The organism is Photobacterium sp. DNB22_13_2, from assembly GCF_052873915.1.
In genome coordinates this window covers 111,721-128,560 of sequence record NZ_JBNNXU010000007.1, presented here as the reverse complement: position 1 = coordinate 128,560, position 16,840 = coordinate 111,721, and the positions used below count along the sequence as shown (strand labels likewise).

Genomic DNA, 16,840 nt, shown 5'->3' with positions numbered 1-16,840 from the left:
AGAAATGGCGCTTTTGATAAACTAATCAAAAAGGGGGGATTTATCCTACTTTCTTTCCTTAAATGGAGTGATAAAATGCGCGGGTGAATATAGACCAAAATACATATTTATCCGTTCTGATCCACATGCTAGAGCACAGCCCTTATCCGGCAGGATTGAAGTCTAAGGATGGCGTTTTTGCCTTTGCCAACAAAGCTTACCGTGACTTAGTCAATGCCCCAGCTGATATAGCGGGCCTCACTGATCGTGATCTACCATGTGATACAGCCCAATTTGCATCTGACTTTGTACAGCAAGACAAACATGCAGTAACAGAAAACAAGACAATAATAACCATTGATGTGCATAAATACGCACATGGCTTCGATGCTTACACTTTTGAAAAACGCCCAATAATCATTAATGGTGAGCCTTGGGGAATCCAGTTCAGCGCGACCAACTTAAGGGAATTGGTCAACTTAGCGTCTTTTGCTGAAATTATGGCACTAAACAGTGCCCATATATCTTTCAGCACCATTAAGCCAGAGCGAATGCAGCTAACACCTTCCCAGGAGATTGTGCTGTTTTGGCTGCTGCGTGGACGACAAACCAAGCAGATTGCCCAATTGATTCACAGAACCCCCAAAGCGGTAGAAAAACAAATCGCCAACTTAATAACACGTTTTTCCGATATTGGCGTTACCAACCGAGCTTCGCTAATTGAGTATGCTCGCTGCAATGGTTGGCTCTCTGTTATTCCCGATCAACTATTTAAAACACCGGCATCAATCATTGTATAAAGTTATAGAGAAAGTTAAGCAACAAAAAGCCAGCAGTACACTCCTGCTGGCTTAGCTATACATCAGCAATGGTAAGGACGAGTTCGCATGTTGCAACAAGCGCGAGAGAGTCTATCACATCAAAAATCGACCACTGTTCGATTTTGATTTAGTCATCAAAATGGAGCTCCAAAGCCTGACGGACAAATGCCTGCAATGCCGTTAACCTCGCTGTATTGCGCAGAGAAGGACGATACAACATATACAAATCAACAGCAGGTAATGAGTAGTCTTGCAAAATCGGCAGCATGGAACCTTCTGCCAGCGCATCATTTACCTGAAAAATAGGCTGTAAGGTAATACCCGCCCCCTCCAACGCAGCTGCCAACATTGCCTGCCCACTGTTCATGGTAAAGCGAGAAGTCACTTTAGGTGCGCTGATTTTCTTGCCATCAAAGAAGCGCCACTTGTAGGGAGCTTGTGTGAGATTACTCTGCAAACACTGATGGTGTTCAAGCTCATCGGGATGTTGCGGGGTACCATATCGCTGCAAATAGGCCGGAGAAGCGCAAGCAATCATTGGGTAGCTGCGCAATTTAGTCGCAACCAAATAATCATACCCTTCTAACTGCTCACGAAAGATAATATCGTAACCCTCTTTCTTCATATCCGGCGGGTTGTTCTCTAGAGTCAGATCGATATCTAGCCTTGGGTACTGTTGCTGAAACTGAGCAAGTATCGGTGCCAATGCCTTAATGCCAAAGTTCACCCCGGCTGCAATCTTCAAGCAACCAGTAGGCTCGCTTATATTGCGGTAAATATCTTCCTGAGCCGCTTTCAACTCCGCCAGAACGATCTGACATCGCTGATAATACTGCTCTCCTGCCGCTGTCAGACTTTGGAACCGAGTAGACTTTGCCAACAACTTTGCACCAATTGATGACTCCAACCCCCTGACATGTTTTCCCACCATTTGAGCACTGATACCCCGCTCTTCTGCAACCGCAGCAAATGAACCTAGCTCTACGGCCTGAACAAAAATCTCGATACTGGTTAAGCGATCCAACAGCTTGCTCCATGATTGCCAATCAATAGATTCTATTTTAATAGGTATTAGAAACCAAGAGTTTTGATTGTATTCCCTTTTAGTCGATTTATCGCAAACCTAATTCCCCATAAGATCCACTATCGCTTCTAGTCTCAAGAGAAAAAACTGTGTCGCTTTCTGTTCCCAAGGAGATCGCTTTCGGCGATCTTTACCTTCCACCGCTGCTGGTCGCCGCCTTACTGGGTTTGGTCTGTACCTCGCTTACTGTGCGTTTGCTTAATCGGCTGCGTTGGTTTCGCTATGTCGCTAGCCCACCGTTGGTAGAGCTCTCTTTAACGGTCATCTACACCGTTATTGTCGGTACCTATGTTTTTCCTTCTTAATTTAATCCGGAGCCTATCTTGATCAAACGTTTCAGCATCACTTTCTGCTTACTCCTTTTGGCTGTCACAGCTATAGGCTGGAAATACCAGCAATATTTACACAACCCTTGGACTCGAGACGGCCAAATTCGCGCCCAAGTCATCCAAGTCACCCCCCGGGTAACCGGTCCCATTATTAGGCTGCCAACATCAGATAACAGTGAAGTGAAAGCCGGCGATTTGTTGTTCGAAATCGATCCCCGCACCTACCAAGCAGCCCTTGCCAAAGCAGAGGCAAGCGTAGTCCAAGCGCAAGCCGTGCTAAAAAAAGCACAAGATGAAGCCAAGCGTGGCCGCTCTTTATCCCGTCGTCAGCCTGGCTCTATTTCCCAGCTGTCGCTCAACCAGCTAAGCAATGCGGTGGAATCAGCCCAGGCAGGCGTAATGGTGGCAAAAGCTGCCCGTGAAGAAGCCAAACTCAACCTAGGGTTTACCAAGGTAACCGCACCGGTAGACGGCTTTATTACCAACCTCACACTGAGAGTGGGCAGCCAGGTCGTTGCTAATCAACCCGTCATCGCCTTAGTGGATAAAAGTAGCTTTTGGATAGAAGGCTTCTTTAAAGAAACCGATATCGAAGATGTGATAGTCGGTGAAAATGCGGTTGTCACCTTAATGGCCTATGGTGATCAGCCATTGCAAGGGCACGTTGAAAGCATCGGGTACGGTATTGCCCATAAAGATGGTAGTACTGGCGTCTCCTTACTGCCCAATGTGAACCCTAACTTCCAATGGATCCGGCTGGCCCAGCGTATCCCCGTCAAAATTACGCTCGATAAACTGCCTGAGGCTATACAGCTTCGTGTTGGGTCGACCGCATCCATCATGATCAACAAATCCCAGCCACAAGATACCCTGTAAGGATCTGCTATGCTCAATCAGCGCTGTATCTTGCCACTTAAAGTGGCCACTGCCCTGACGCTGGCCATTGTCAGTGCGCTTTGGCTGGGTTGGGAACGTCCTTATTGGGCCGGGTTTGCGGTCATTGTCATGGCCGCGACCGAAACCTCTGGGCATTCTTTGAAAAAGGGGCGGCACCGACTTTTGGGTACCTTGCTCGGTGTCTTGGCCGCTTTCACGCTCGTTGGGCTTTTTGCCCAACAACCGCTGGCATTCTTGGTTAGCTATAGCCTATTTGCCGCCGTCTGTATTTACCTGCAAGGCCACCCGCGTAATGGTTATATATGGACGATTTGCCTGATGGTTTGTTCATTGGTGGTCGTTATGGGCAAATTACTCCCCGAGCTGACCTTTTCCATGGCCGTGCTGCGGGTACAGGAAACAGTACTGGGTATTCTTTGCTTTACCTTAGTGTTCAGCCTGCTTTGGCCGAGCTCCAGCCGCCATGTCGTTATTTCAACCCTTAAATTGTACTTTGAGCATCAATCCAAACAATTACAAACAGCCATAGCTGAACTGGATGAGCACAGCACCTTTACCAAAAAACTCACCTTCAGCGATAGCCTGAAGCAATTAACCCGATTGGAAGATCTGCTCTACGCGGCCAGTGCCGATAGCTACCATATCGCCCGTGATCTCCCGCAATGGCAAACACTGCTCAACCAACTGCATCAATGGGCCTTACTGTGCGGACATTTAGCCGAAGTCAGCACCCTGACAAAAGATAAGATGACGCCTGAACAATCTACCGTTATCGCGTCATTACTGGAGCGGTTAAACACGAGGGCAAGGAGTGCCTTGGCAATGCTCGAAGATATTCCGGGCATTAGTGGGGCTGATATTCCAGTAACACCTCGTGAGGTATTCTTACTTACGACTCCACCTATTGGTAGCGTTCCTGCCTGTGGCAGCCGTGACCACCATGGCGCAACAATATTGCTAGGTTCGTTGCTGACAGACATTGACCGGCTGCAATTCAATATATTGACGACACTGACCGCGGTCACTGACAGTGAGATTCAAGTCAATGCTCAACGAGTTGAACGAAGCACAAGTAAAAGCCAACGAGCCAGCAGCAAAAACACTATCTGGTGTTTTCGACCTGACAGTGCCATCAACGCTCTCAAAGCTTGTTTGGTGATCTGGATATGTATCGCTTTGTGGATATTGGTTCCGATGCCAGGAGGTGCAATGATTGTTCTGCTCGGCGCTATACTCAGTAGCGTTGTCTTTTCACTGCCTTTTGCCAACGTTAGAACCTTGTTGTTTTCGATGTTCGGCTGGTCATTGTTCGTCTTGGCTCAGTATGTTTTGCTAATGCCTATGTTGACTGAAGTGTGGCAGCTATCTGCATTTTATTTCATCAATGCCTTTGTTATCTGGTACGTGCTCCATCAACCTCAACAAGCCTTGCAAAGAATGCTGGGAACACAATTGCTGATAATGATGACCAGCGGGGCAATGCAACTCACTCCAGTCTACGATATTCAATCCGGGCTGTTGCAATTAATGCTGATTGGTATTGTGATGCTCGTTGTCTTCTTCGTAAACTATTTCGTATTTTCAGGTACACCAGAATCAACATTCTTACGTGATATCAGTCGTTTTCGTTTTGGGTTACAACAAGATCTCCAATCATTGAAAAAGCCTAATGTAAGGGATGCCAATCAAGAGATTTGCTCTGTCCGAAAAAGGTTTGTGATAAGGAAAAATCCACTGCGCTCAGTGACGATGGCAGAAAATGCGGCACACAGAATTAACTGGGCAGTTTACCCTGAAGTCAACGCAACAAGGGTACAAGCCGTGATCACCAATGCGTATCAAGCCTGTCTTCTGTATCGTGTATTCGAGGATAACTACAAAAAATGGCGGCATTCATCCCACCACCATGCGTTAGACGGAATCATTACTGGAACCATCGAATCCCTGAGTACTATTTTGGAAAGTACCACCATTAGCGAAGAGATCACGCCACATCAATACAAGCTTGATGCATTACTCAGTGAACTACAGGGCTATTTGATCGGGTTGGATTCAGAGTCGGTGTTGCAGTTCTCCCTCAGCCCAGACAACGTTGATGCCAGTTACCGGATGCTTACATCATTGAAGTTACTTATTAGCTCGCTGAAAGCACTTGGTGTCAATGTGCAAAACAGTGAAATCCACTACCTTCGCCTACAGCCATTTGCTATATAACTTCTGCCATAAAATACGCCACCAGCTCTTCTTATGATGTAATGATTTCGGTGGCGTATTGATTGGGTAACGCTAATGTTCAAGTTAAATCAACGGGGTTGTACCCAAGTAAATTTATTGAATCAACCGAACTAGCAAGGTGCCCGGCTCACGCATTGGGTCGAGATTAACACTCAATACATAGCCATTTGTCGGTGCGTGATAGCGTTGTATCTCATCACCAAAGCTATCGTACTGAACCGCAACCAATTGACCCAACTCAACCTGATCACCTATCTCTACCTTCGGTAAAGCAAAGCCACCGAGTACCGCACGTACGGTGAAGATCTGCTTACCCTCGTAACACTCATGTTGTGGCTTACTGGCTTCTCCTTCCAGCATTCCTTCTGACTTGAGGATGTTGAGCACCCCATCGAGCGAGCGGGCAATCATATCAGGCTGTAGCACCTTACCAGCACCGACCTCGACCGTGATTGACGGAATACCACTGCGATTCCAAACTGTTTCCAGCACCCCTTCGTCGCCCGGATCATCGAAAATACAATCAGGGTTCATCTGGCGGGCCATTTTGACAGTTTGCGGAATGCGATAGTCAGCAAAAACATAGAGAGGGTACGCTGCACCGCGCGTTTGGGTATGCAGATCTATCGCGATATCAGCATTATGGGCTAACAAGTCATACCAAATCGAAGCAATATAACGTTGGGCTGCGTCACCTTGAGGGTTCCCTGGGAAAATACGGTTAAGGTTCGTTGGCGATGCATCGGGATCGGACATAATGAAATCACGGGTGTGCATCAGCATGCCTGATACATTCACAGTGGGTACGATCACCACGGTCCCTATCACCGACTGCTCTGCCAGATGCTGGATAATTTTCTGAGCCGTGACCACTCCGTTTAGCTCGTCACCATGCACTCCGGCCGTAATCATTACTTTTCGCGCATTGACTGTCTGCTCGCCCCGGTAAACCACTACCGGGAGATGCCAACTTTGACCGATGCCATTTTCTTGAGGACGAAACCAAAAACGATGGCACCCCATAGGCAATTCATCGACATCCAATCGGGTGATCACCTGATGCCCCTGTAAAACATCATCAGTATATTGGGTTTTCATTTCCGCCATACTCTCCATCCCCATTAAAACGAAATTTATAGTTTGCACAATGTAGTTTGAAAAAAAATGGGCAGTTTCCTGCCCATCCACTCTAATCGATTATTCTGCTGTTAAGCAAAACCTGTTAAGTGTGCCGTTACAACAATCACACTCGACAATACAAACAACAGAGCAATAAAGCGCCAGACGAACTTCGCCCAATCCCCCCAGTCAATACGACAGACACCCAGCGTTGCCATCAGAGAAGCAGACGTCGGTACGATGATATTGGTGAAACCATCTCCTAACTGGAAGGCCAGCACGGCGACCTGACGGGTAACACCGGCCAAGTCAGCCAGCGGTGCCATCAACGGCATAGTCAGCGCCGCCTGTCCTGAGCCCGACGTTACAAAGAAATTGAACACCGACTGGAATACATACATCAGCCATGCAGCCATGACTTCTGGTAATGAACCGATAACGTTACCTGCGCTGCTTAGAATAGAGTTCAACACGCTGGCTTCGGTTGCGTCACCACCACCACCTAAGATCAACAGGATACCTTTGGCACTACCTACCAGCAGTGCCGGCGCCAACATGATGCTTGCACCCTCTTTGAACGCATCAGCCATATCATTGACCGTCATGCCATTAAGGCGGAAGACGACACCAATCAAACCAGCCACAAAACCCATAGTAAAGAACTGCGACGCGATTTCAGGGATATACCAAGCATGCGCTACTACGCCCCAGATCACCCATATCATGGTTGCAACAACCGTGAACATGACCAGGGAATCACCCAAGTTCCAGCGAGATGACGTGACAGACGCCTCTTGATTTTTGAAGTGGACATCACCTTTGAGGCTGAAAGACTTGGTCGGATCTTTCTTAACGCCATTGGCATACCACATGGTAAATGCAATACCGATGATGGTGAACATGATCCACAACCCAACACGTACCGAAGCACCGGAAAGTACCGGCACGCCAGCAATCCCCTGAGCCACTGCTACCGAAAACGGGTTCATCCATGATGCAGCAAAACCTATTTGGGTCGCGACATAAGTAACCATCACTGTGGTAATACCGTCATAACCGATTCTGACCATCAATGGGGCGATGATGATAGCGAATGCGACCGCCTCTTCACCCATACCAAACACAGCGCCACCCAGTGAAAATAAGGAAAATAACACGGGAATAAATAGGGATTCGCTGCCTTTGGTCCGGTCAATCAGGCGCATGATGCCATTATCAATCGTACCGGTGCGCATCACGATGCCAAATGCACCGCCGATCACCAACATGAACATGATAACGCCGATCGCTGAGCCCCATTTCGAACCGGAAACCAAGCCTTCGAACACAAAGTTCATCAGGCCAATACCACCGCCGCTGGCAAACAGGCCGACGCTGTTGTAGACCAGCTCGCCCTGCTCATCTGTCGCGTAGGTGAACGATTCAGGATCCAGCACTGTACGGGTCTTTTCCGCCCCGTCGGCAATGTAGGAGATATCTTGGGTTTCAAACATACCTGCCGGTACGACATAGGTAATTGCTGTCGCCAACAGGCCAATAAAGAAGATCAATACCAGAGTGTCTGGCATTTTCCAGGTTTTGTTTTGGACAACGTCCGATGTTGTATCGCTCATTATTATTCTTCATCTACCACTTAAAAATGAAGCATAAAATATCGTTAATTATGCATACAATGTCAATTATATTTTTCACAACTGATATATTGACGACTATATCACTGCGATGAATGATTGTATTTTTGATAAACCGCACACAAACAAAAAACGCACCCTTTCAGGTGCGCTTTTATTGCATTGATATCAATATGATGAATTAAACTAATATCAATTTTTGCTGTTAAGCAGAATCACCAACAATTCCGTTGGATTTACGATAGCCACTATCGCTTCATCGTAAATTTTTACCGCATCGTTTAATTTAACTAGGTATTCACTTTTTTCTGTTTCGCTGATTGACTGGTTATTCTCCAGTTTAGCGATAAGCGTCAGACCCATTTCTGCCACATCAATGGTCTTCTCAGCAATGACTACACTGTCTACCGAAGCCACGTTAGCAGCCAATATTGGCTTAGCTTGCTGAGCTGCTTTCAGCACCGTCTCGTAGTGCACCTTTAAGGCATCTAAAGCTTCATTGTTACCTTCAGCATACTGGCTGACAAGTTTTTCCATCTCGTAAACCGCATGGCTTTCAACTGGCAACGCATCAACAAAACGATTTAGGCGCTCATACTGGTTATATAGGTCACCATGGTTCGGTGTCTGGATCCATTTCTCCCAGTTACGCGCGTAGTATTGGGCAGGCTCGGTGTACTCAGCCAGTACCACCAGCGGTTGGACATCTTGGCCATTTGCTAGGCGTTTATACATCATCATGGCTTTATTGTGATGCTGAAGACCGAGTGAAATCTCAGACCAGTTATCAATCACTGCCATTCGCTTGTACATGCTGTCTTCATTTGTCAGCTCGACTGGAGACCAGAAACGCTCGGCAATCGCATAGCTACGAGGCCAAAGGCGATTTTCAACCGTCTGTGAATCATAGTTCTCTGCCCATGCTGTAATTTCACCGCCAAGGATTAATTTCTGCTCATCTTCGGTCAAATCAGCAGGGTAACCGCCGTTTGGCTCAGGGATCACCGCCCCTTCAATATCAGTACCGGCAATCAGCTTGCCTGTGGTTGGCCAACGCACGTTCCCGATAAGCTGGTAGCTATTTTCAGCTAATTCAGTGCCATCAAAGACAAGATTAAACTCGGTGTAAGACATGAAGTTATCGAAATGGCCACGGAACACTTTACCCGGCACATACTCAATAATGTATACCTCTTCACGTGACTTACCGTTATAGTCGGTAAATGCACGGAAGTTGCCCTCTTTATCTTCGATAATCGTAATCAGGCCCTTTCGCGGTCCACCCTTGGTACGCGGTTTCTGCCATTCGTAAGTCGCAAATTTTTCGCCTGCATGCAGCTTGTCATCAACCGTAATACCTGTTGGCATTGGGTCGTTACGGTAGTGGTAGCTGGTTGGCTGCGGCTGATCGAGGTAGTAGCCAGTAGACAAGATCCCCTGATAACCCTCTTTTGCTGCGCGACCAATACTGTCATGACCACGCCAGCTTTGAATGACAATCGAAGTCGGTAGGTCTTTATGCCAGATTTCATCCCAGCCAATCATCTTCTTACCACGCTCGTCGAGCATCTTCTCCACACGGGAGTTGAGGTATGACTGTAGGCCATGGTTACCGTCTAGCTCTTTGTCTTTAATGTAAGCTTGAATCTCTTCGCTTTCTGTCCACTGGGCATAGTTTGGCTCATCACCACCGATGTGGAAGTACTCATCAGGGAACAGCTCGACCACCTCATCAAAGACTTTACCTAAGAAGGTATATAGTTCTGGGTTTGTCGGATCCATTAACGGAACAAAAACTCCCCATTCACGCTGATGTGGATAGCTTTGCCCTTCCCCGCCAGACATCAACTCCGGGTATGCATGAGCAACCGCAGAGGCGTGGCCTGGTAATGAGATTTCAGGGATCACTCGGATACCAAGGTTACGGGCATATTCCACCACACCACGAATTTCATCTTTGGTGTAGTAATCACCGTCCGAGGTCATCTGCCATAACTTCGGGTAGCTATCCAATTGAATGCGAATCGCCTGATCATCCCAGATATGCCAGTGGAATATGTTCATCTTCGCCGACGCCATTGCATCTAGCTGGCGCTTTATCACATCAATTTCAACAAAATGACGAGACGTATCGTAAGACACACCACGCCAAGGGAAACGCGGCGTATCTTCAATGGTCACTCCCGGTACAAAGTAACCTGTACTGTCGATTTCAACCAACTGAAGCAAGGTTTCGATACCACGGATAGCACCGTAAGGGCGCTCTGAAGCCAATACAATCTTGCCATTCTTGGCGGTCAAGGTATAAGACTCGTCAGCCTCAACAGTTTGAACAGCCGTTTTCGGTGCCTGATCGATATCAATCACCAATGTGGCCTTGTCTTCGCTATCCACATATGGGTTTAGCATCGGTACACCGGTTTGGCGTTCAAGACGTTTAAGAAGACGCTTAGCGGTAAATGTTACACGCTCAGACTGATAACCTTTGATAAACACTTTGAAGTTACTATCAATTTCGACCTTGCCTTCACGCAGTTCCACAGAGTGCGGATACGGCATTAGATTCAAGTCAGTATTCGGGGCACCAGCATTAACGACTGGCGACAACATGGCACCCATAACCAAAGCAGACAAGATCGTTTTTTTCATGATCATTCCTCAGACATACTCATCATTATTTATTGGGGTTGGTATCCAGCGTGCTATTTGGGGTATGGCTGGATACCATTAACACTCACCCCTTGTTAGATGACGAAATATTAAATTCGCCATGCGAATTAAACAGTGAGAAAAACCACAAATCCTTATAAGTTGTTTGATAGTTTCACACATTCTGTTGATACAACAAGATATATACACAGATAAAACAACCACTTAATACATGTTAGAAACCAAGCAACCAAAGTCTTATTTTTATACTTTAATTCATAAACTTATACTTTCATTCCACTTTAATAAAAGGTAAGGAAGTCCCCCTCAAGAGTGATTTTCGACAAATGTGATTGACACATATCAACACTGCCTCGAAATGTCACAGCAACATCATCAATGGGTGTCGAGTTGATCACAAAAATTGATTAGTATGCTTGTTCTAAAATTTTTCACTGATTGGACAAATCCATGTATAAACTGGTTGCTCTTGATATGGATGGCACATTGCTTAACTCGCAAAAAGTCATTTCTCCACGAACCAAACAAGCTATTCAGGCGGCACGCGACAATGGTGTTCATGTGGTGTTGGCCTCTGGCCGCCCGCTTGAAGGTATGACCAAATACCTCGATGAACTGGGTATGACAGGCGAAAATGATTATGTCCTGAGCTACAACGCGTCTTTAGTACAGCGTGTAGAGAGCAAAACAGTGATCCGCAAGCAGATCATGACGGGCCGTGATGCCAAGAACATCGCCAGCCTAGCCAATGATTTCGGTACATTCATCCATGCCTTCACGCCAGAGCGTGGGCTGATCACCCCAGAGAACAACACATATACCGAGCATGAATCGGTGATCAATGGCGTACCAACGACAGTATTGGATTTTGCAGAACTTGCAGACGATGAAGAAGTCATCAAAGTAATGATGGTGGCCGATCCTGAAGTACTTACCGCGGCTATCAACCAACTGCCTGAGAGTCTTTACTCACAGTATACTGTGGTCCAAAGTGCCCCATTCTTCCTTGAGCTAATGAATGCAAACAGTAACAAAGGCACAGGTGTTGCCATGCTTGCCGAGCACTTGGGTCTGGATGCCAGCGAAGTGATTTGTATGGGTGATGCCGGCAACGATCATCACATGATCAAATACGCGGGTCTGGGTGTGGCGATGGGCAACGCCACCGACGATATCAAAGCGATTGCCAACCACGTAACTGATACTAACGACAACGATGGTGTGGCGAAAGTGATTGAAGAGTTTGTGCTGAACAACGCATAAGCTAACTATTGGAGGTCAATGACAGCTATTCGTCTTGGCCTCCTATAATATATAAAAGCCTAACTTTCATGAGAGCGTTTAGTTTTTTTCACCCACAGAATTAAGCGGTAAATCCACCGCCCCACCTTCCCCAATCGGCTACGGGGGTATTGGCTATATGCCATCAGGCAAAGTCCCGGCAGCAATACCAACACTCTGGCATACCAAGGCCATTGCTCACCAATAAGGCGATGATTGATAAAGCTCGTTGATTCAGCTGTCAGGTCAATCACCCACAAGAGCAACTGGGGAAAAAACAGTACAGCCCCCCAAAAAAAAGCATGTTTCTTGTTTATTGCCATCGTTTTTCCTATATGACGCCTTGCTAAGGCAAATAATAAAGGCCGATGACTCGGCCTTTCTTTTTACATACTACTACTTATCGGCAAGGGCTATTCATCCCATAAGATAGGCACTGGCATTCCAGTCCTGCGCAGTGATTTTGCCCCTGCTTTCGCTGGCGCTACCGGCTGAACTTCCACCGAATACCGCTTCACTTTACCTGCCGTGAGATCCGAGCCTGTCATCGCATCACCGCTGATCAAGGTCACTCCTGCCGGGAACGAGACGTAGTAAGTACCGATCCGGTCTGGGGCTGTGATACCATGCAATTCAACCTGGTGCACCCCCGGCGTCAGCGGCACATCGGCGCTAACCGAACGGGAGGGGCTTGCCATTGTACGGATCAGCTGGCCATTAACATACAAGGCATAGGTGTCATCATTCGCTGCACCGTTGTCGCCAAACGTAAAGGTGTAAGTCTGCTGCTCCAGCTCGAACGGCAACGTATTGCTCTGCTGGGTGCCGTTGACATTCACGACCTCGGCCCACACATCACCCGTCTCGGCACCATTTGGCACCACAACCGTCAGCTCCGAAGGCGTCGCCCCAGTGATCATCGCGGCAACAGGCTGTCCCTCATCATCGGTGAAAAATACCCGATTATCGGTAATGATCCGCGAGAAACCGGCACCTGAGATGGTTACCGTTTCTCCCCATGCCCCAGTCGAGGGATCAAGTGCTGAAAGTGTCAGCTCCTTCACCAACTCAATCGTGAATTGGGTATCCAGCTCAACCTCTACCAAGTCATCAACAAACGGATCCCTGTCTAGCAGATGGTGGGATAACTTCACCGATAACGGTGACTCGGCCTTGTCTAGGTAATCAGCTGGCAGGCGAAATTTCAGCGGGGATACTGGTGCTGTCGCTCCCGCCCCCACGATGTAAGACTCATAAGTTGGCGCGTCATCGGTATGGCTTTCCTGCTTGCTATCAGTAAAGGTCACTGAAGGTTTGTGGGTCGTCGCACCGAAAATACTGCCTTTAATAACCGGGTCTAAACCCTGCCCTTTCAGGGCAACATCTTTTGGCTCGCCATCAACCATGATCACCGACGGTGTTACCTCCTGTACCGAAATCGGGAAGTTCACCCGGAACTCCAGGTAACTGCTGGTGGTGGCAATATCTGTCGCCAGCTTACCCAAGTCCACCGCGGTACCGCCTACCGAAACCACCGTCGCTGCACTTCCCCATGGTGTCAGTTTCATGCCCAGTGCTACCGCCATCTTCTTAACAACAGCAGGCCCCTGGTTTACCGCGACCGCTTTGACAACATCTTCATAAACAGACGTTGTCGATTTGTTGATCATCGCGCCGACACCTTCGGCAAAGCCGCTTACCGTCCCCTTGCTCCAACCAGACTCAACGGCATCAACCAGCCCATATTTGAACAGGATATCAAGCACTTTACTGGTGGTGCTATCTGTCATTCGCAGCCCTACCACAGTATTGACCACCGGCACAAACGCCTGGCTCATGAAGGTGCGAACCGCCAGTTTGTAGGATGGTGACAGCCTGTAAAAACTCCACACCTCACCTTTGAAGCCTGGCGTGTACAGTCGTAGATCTGCCGAGCGGTGTTTGAGATCTTCCGCCTTCACATTGGCATTGTAGAAGCTGAAGATCCCGCCCTGTGGCCCGAGCAAGTCAGAGGAGAAATAGCTGTTGGCATAATCCCGGATTATCTTGCCATTATAAGCATTGAGCAGCTTATAGTCGGCAAACATCATCGTATCATTTTCAATATCAATTTTACCGTTGACGCTGTCACCAGCGTCTTGGAAGCTGACTCCGAAATCTTGCTGGAAAGGCTGTGGCGTCACTTCTGCGCCCCCAGCCTGGCTTGCATAAGCAACGATTGACTTAGCACTCACCTGCGGAGCCGTTTTTTGGCGTAGCTGACCCTGTGACAGCGCTGAATCTACAGCGCTACCAGCCGCTTCGATAGCCTTCAGGTACATGTCGGTAAAGTCTGCCCGGCGGTAGTCTTCGAGGTAGTACGGATCTTGCCCTAGCTTCTCGTCAAGGTAATCACCAAATGCCCGGGTCGAGTTTAGCAATACGTCCATCACTGCACGCTGGTCGTCAGCATGGATCGTTGCCTCTAGCCCCATACTGGTATACACCAAGCCAGCCGCCATGGTGTATGGGCTGATTTCAATGGTACTCTGCCCCGGCAGCACGACACCACTTAGGAAAATCGCCGGCTCCCTGCCTGCTTGTTCAGGTGCAAACAGGTGGACAGTTGTTGCTCCCTGGTTCCGTGTTGGCAAGACGAAGCTGCCATTAGCGGCAACAGCGCTGTCTGACGACCCCAGAAACTCAGCCGTTAGCTGATCTAAGGCCAAGGTCGACCCCGATGGCAAGACGACACTGCCTCCCGTCTGCTGGCGAACCTCAACGGGCAGGCGGTTAGAGATCACGTCGCTAACCACGGCAACCACGCCACTGGCAGCATCCAGCGGAAGGGTAACCCGGATACGATTATTGGAAACAGATGTTGGGATCAACTCCACACCATTCAAGTTCACCCTGACGGATGGCGCACTCAGGTTTACCCCTTGCAAAGTGATACTCTCACCTGCAAAGGCATAACCCACATCGCCAGTGACTTCCACATCAAACAGCAATGGACTATCGGCATCCACCACGGTGATCTGGTGAGGGTAGGAGATCTTCCCGCCGTTAGACACTTTGATCTCTCCTGATTGCGCATTTTGCGGTACGGTGAATGTCAGGACACCTGACTCATCGACTTGTGGTACAAGGTTTAGTAGCTCAGCCCCTTGCTGCCATGCGATCATTGGTGTTGTGCCAAACCCTTCACCCTCGAGGCGAATAGTATCTCCGCAGCGAGCAACACCTTCTATGGCATGACTGCTATCAGTGGTGATCACCGTGACAGTTGTGACTACCAGGCGACCTTCTTTATCTCCCGGCTCTGCCTGCTCTAATGGAGACAAACGATCATTGTCATTGATATCCTTGAGGCTATCGTTGTCATCATCAGTATCAAGGAAATCCAAAATAGCATCGTTGTCTGAGTCCTCAGGCAATATCGGGTCAACACCGATTTCCACATCATCGGTAATATCGTTGCCATCGGAATCCGTATCGAGGAAGTTAGCCACTCCATCGCCATCAATGTCCTGCACGCCCTCAACTGAGTCGTCAATTAAATCGCCATCACTATCAAGATCCCACCAGGCCGGCAGCTGATCACCATCCTGATCAACATATCCAGCAGAGAGCAGTTGTTCCAAGCCGTCGAGGATGCCATCGCCGTCACTGTCCGGGTTGGTTGGCTGCATGCCTAGCGCCAGTTCAGTATCATCGGACAGCCCATCCATATCGCTGTCTTTGAACACGCGAACCCGGTAGCTAAATTGTTCCGATGCCGCATTATTGATATCGGCTACCGAGAAGGCATGGGGTCCATCGACAGTAATGCGTGAGCTCACCGCAAGGTAATCTTCGTGCTTCCAGTCAACTTTTACGGTTGGCAAGCTGGCGCCAGCACTGCTCAGAAGGGCCAGAGATGGGGCAAATTCTTTGCTGGTTTTATGCAGCAGCAAGGTGATGATATCGCCGGCCTTGGCGTCAAACAGGAAATAATCCGTATCCACTTCATAACCTGAGCCCGATTCGACTGCTCCCGTTACTGCAAATGGATAAGTGCGGTTCAGCTGGTTACCGTTAGGATAAAGGTTGCCGTTAAATTCCACTTCAGAATAAACAAACAAATCCTGCTGCTCAGGATCAAACGGGTAGGCATCACTCTGGTCGGGTTCGCCATCGCCATCTTCATCGCCCTGGGCATAGTTGCCGACCCCGTCTCCATCAGAGTCGATCCACTCCGCGATATCTTCTGGGAATTGGTCGTCGGCGTTTAGCACGCCGTCCCCGTCAATGTCCAAGTCGCGGCTTGACGGAATGCCGTCACCATCATAATCGACATATAGCGTCTTGGTTCCCGAACGGGAATACTCACCATCTGACACCGTCAGCTTAATCGTATAATTCCCCTCGACCGATGCGAGAAAACGGGTATTCCTAGACGACGGAGCCAGGATGTTGCCAGCTTCTTTGCCCGGCTCTTCAACGAACTGCCACTGATAGGTGAGCGCGCTACCATTTTCCGTGGTACTTCCGGCGGCACTCAAGGTTATCGCTCGGTTAATAGCTGCATACTCAGAAGATTTAATAACTAGCTCAATCGTATTGTTATCCGGTGTAGGCTCCGGATTAGGTGTGGTTGTTGGCGTTGAGCTGCTTCCGTCGCTATCCCCACCGAAGCATCCTGACAGCAGTGCGCTGGTAATGATAGCTGTAGCCAATGTGACGCTTTGCCTCACTGGCTGTTGAAGGTGACGTTTCCTCATTGAATAATCCTTTATCCCTTTTCCTGTAAATGTGGTTATGCCCGGATGGTTA

General features: G+C 48.4%; 11 protein-coding genes. 5 read left to right on the top strand and 6 right to left on the bottom strand.

Annotation, left to right across the window (positions count from 1 at the left end; all coding sequences use genetic code 11):
* Positions 1–83 precede the first annotated feature (83 nt).
* On the top strand, positions 84–779 hold the full coding sequence (locus ACVA58_RS12710) for a helix-turn-helix transcriptional regulator (RefSeq protein WP_446510804.1): 696 nt from the start codon (positions 84–86) through the stop codon (positions 777–779).
* A gap of 148 nt (positions 780–927) precedes the next feature.
* On the opposite strand, the gene ACVA58_RS12705 is transcribed toward ACVA58_RS12710, so the two are convergent.
* On the bottom strand, positions 928–1,824 hold the full coding sequence (locus tag ACVA58_RS12705) for a LysR substrate-binding domain-containing protein (protein ID WP_446510803.1): 897 nt from the start codon (positions 1,822–1,824) through the stop codon (positions 928–930).
* A gap of 149 nt (positions 1,825–1,973) precedes the next feature.
* On the opposite strand from ACVA58_RS12705, the gene ACVA58_RS12700 reads away from it, so the two are divergent.
* From ACVA58_RS12700 to ACVA58_RS12690, 3 genes are read left to right on the top strand one after another with little or no spacing between them, the layout of a single operon-like run.
* Positions 1,974–2,189: a DUF1656 domain-containing protein gene (locus ACVA58_RS12700; RefSeq protein ID WP_446510802.1), complete on the top strand. Its 216-nt coding sequence runs from the start codon at positions 1,974–1,976 to the stop codon at positions 2,187–2,189.
* Positions 2,190–2,207: 18 nt separating this feature from the next.
* Positions 2,208–3,089 carry an HlyD family secretion protein gene (locus tag ACVA58_RS12695; RefSeq protein ID WP_446510801.1) on the top strand — a complete coding sequence of 294 codons (882 nt, stop codon included), beginning with the start codon at positions 2,208–2,210 and terminating at the stop codon, positions 3,087–3,089.
* Positions 3,090–3,098: 9 nt separating this feature from the next.
* Positions 3,099–5,324 carry an FUSC family protein gene (locus tag ACVA58_RS12690; RefSeq protein ID WP_446510800.1) on the top strand — a complete coding sequence of 742 codons (2,226 nt, stop codon included), beginning with the start codon at positions 3,099–3,101 and terminating at the stop codon, positions 5,322–5,324.
* A gap of 114 nt (positions 5,325–5,438) precedes the next feature.
* Here ACVA58_RS12690 and ACVA58_RS12685 read toward each other — a convergent pair whose 3' ends face one another.
* The 3 genes from ACVA58_RS12685 to ACVA58_RS12675 all read right to left on the bottom strand — a co-directional run bounded on the left by ACVA58_RS12685 (position 5,439) and on the right by ACVA58_RS12675 (position 10,744).
* The gene (locus ACVA58_RS12685; RefSeq protein ID WP_446510983.1) at positions 5,439–6,443 is read right to left on the bottom strand and encodes a succinylglutamate desuccinylase/aspartoacylase family protein; all 1,005 of its coding nucleotides are present in this window, start codon (positions 6,441–6,443) and stop codon (positions 5,439–5,441) included.
* A 110-nt stretch (positions 6,444–6,553) separates the two neighbouring features.
* A complete protein-coding gene (gene yfcC / locus ACVA58_RS12680) occupies positions 6,554–8,032 on the bottom strand; it encodes a putative basic amino acid antiporter YfcC (RefSeq protein ID WP_446510982.1) in 1,479 nt (492 codons plus the stop codon).
* Between the two features lie 255 nt (positions 8,033–8,287).
* A complete protein-coding gene (locus ACVA58_RS12675; protein ID WP_446510799.1) occupies positions 8,288–10,744 on the bottom strand; it encodes a family 20 glycosylhydrolase in 2,457 nt (818 codons plus the stop codon).
* Positions 10,745–11,215: 471 nt separating this feature from the next.
* On the opposite strand from ACVA58_RS12675, the gene yidA reads away from it, so the two are divergent.
* Positions 11,216–12,028 carry a sugar-phosphatase gene (gene yidA / locus ACVA58_RS12670; protein WP_446510798.1) on the top strand — a complete coding sequence of 271 codons (813 nt, stop codon included), beginning with the start codon at positions 11,216–11,218 and terminating at the stop codon, positions 12,026–12,028.
* Positions 12,029–12,087: 59 nt separating this feature from the next.
* On the opposite strand, the gene ACVA58_RS12665 is transcribed toward yidA, so the two are convergent.
* Positions 12,088–12,369 (bottom strand): hypothetical protein, encoded by a 282-nt coding sequence (locus ACVA58_RS12665; RefSeq protein ID WP_446510797.1) that lies wholly within the window; start codon positions 12,367–12,369, stop codon positions 12,088–12,090.
* A gap of 90 nt (positions 12,370–12,459) precedes the next feature.
* Positions 12,460–16,788 carry an IPT/TIG domain-containing protein gene (locus ACVA58_RS12660; protein ID WP_446510796.1) on the bottom strand — a complete coding sequence of 1,443 codons (4,329 nt, stop codon included), beginning with the start codon at positions 16,786–16,788 and terminating at the stop codon, positions 12,460–12,462.
* Positions 16,789–16,840 lie beyond the last annotated feature (52 nt).

Excerpts from the sequence above, each read along its gene's own strand:
- ACVA58_RS12690 (WP_446510800.1), top strand. The coding sequence starts at position 3,099 with ATGCTCAATCAGCGCTGTATCTTGCCACTTAAAGTGGCCACTGCCCTG.
- ACVA58_RS12685 (WP_446510983.1), bottom strand. The coding sequence starts at position 6,443 with ATGAAAACCCAATATACTGATGATGTTTTACAGGGGCATCAGGTGATC.
- yfcC (WP_446510982.1), bottom strand. The coding sequence starts at position 8,032 with ATGCCAGACACTCTGGTATTGATCTTCTTTATTGGCCTGTTGGCGACA.
- ACVA58_RS12675 (WP_446510799.1), bottom strand. The coding sequence starts at position 10,744 with ATGAAAAAAACGATCTTGTCTGCTTTGGTTATGGGTGCCATGTTGTCG.
- yidA (WP_446510798.1), top strand. The coding sequence starts at position 11,216 with ATGTATAAACTGGTTGCTCTTGATATGGATGGCACATTGCTTAACTCG.
- ACVA58_RS12665 (WP_446510797.1), bottom strand. The coding sequence starts at position 12,369 with ATGGCAATAAACAAGAAACATGCTTTTTTTTGGGGGGCTGTACTGTTT.
- ACVA58_RS12660 (WP_446510796.1), bottom strand. The coding sequence starts at position 16,788 with ATGAGGAAACGTCACCTTCAACAGCCAGTGAGGCAAAGCGTCACATTG.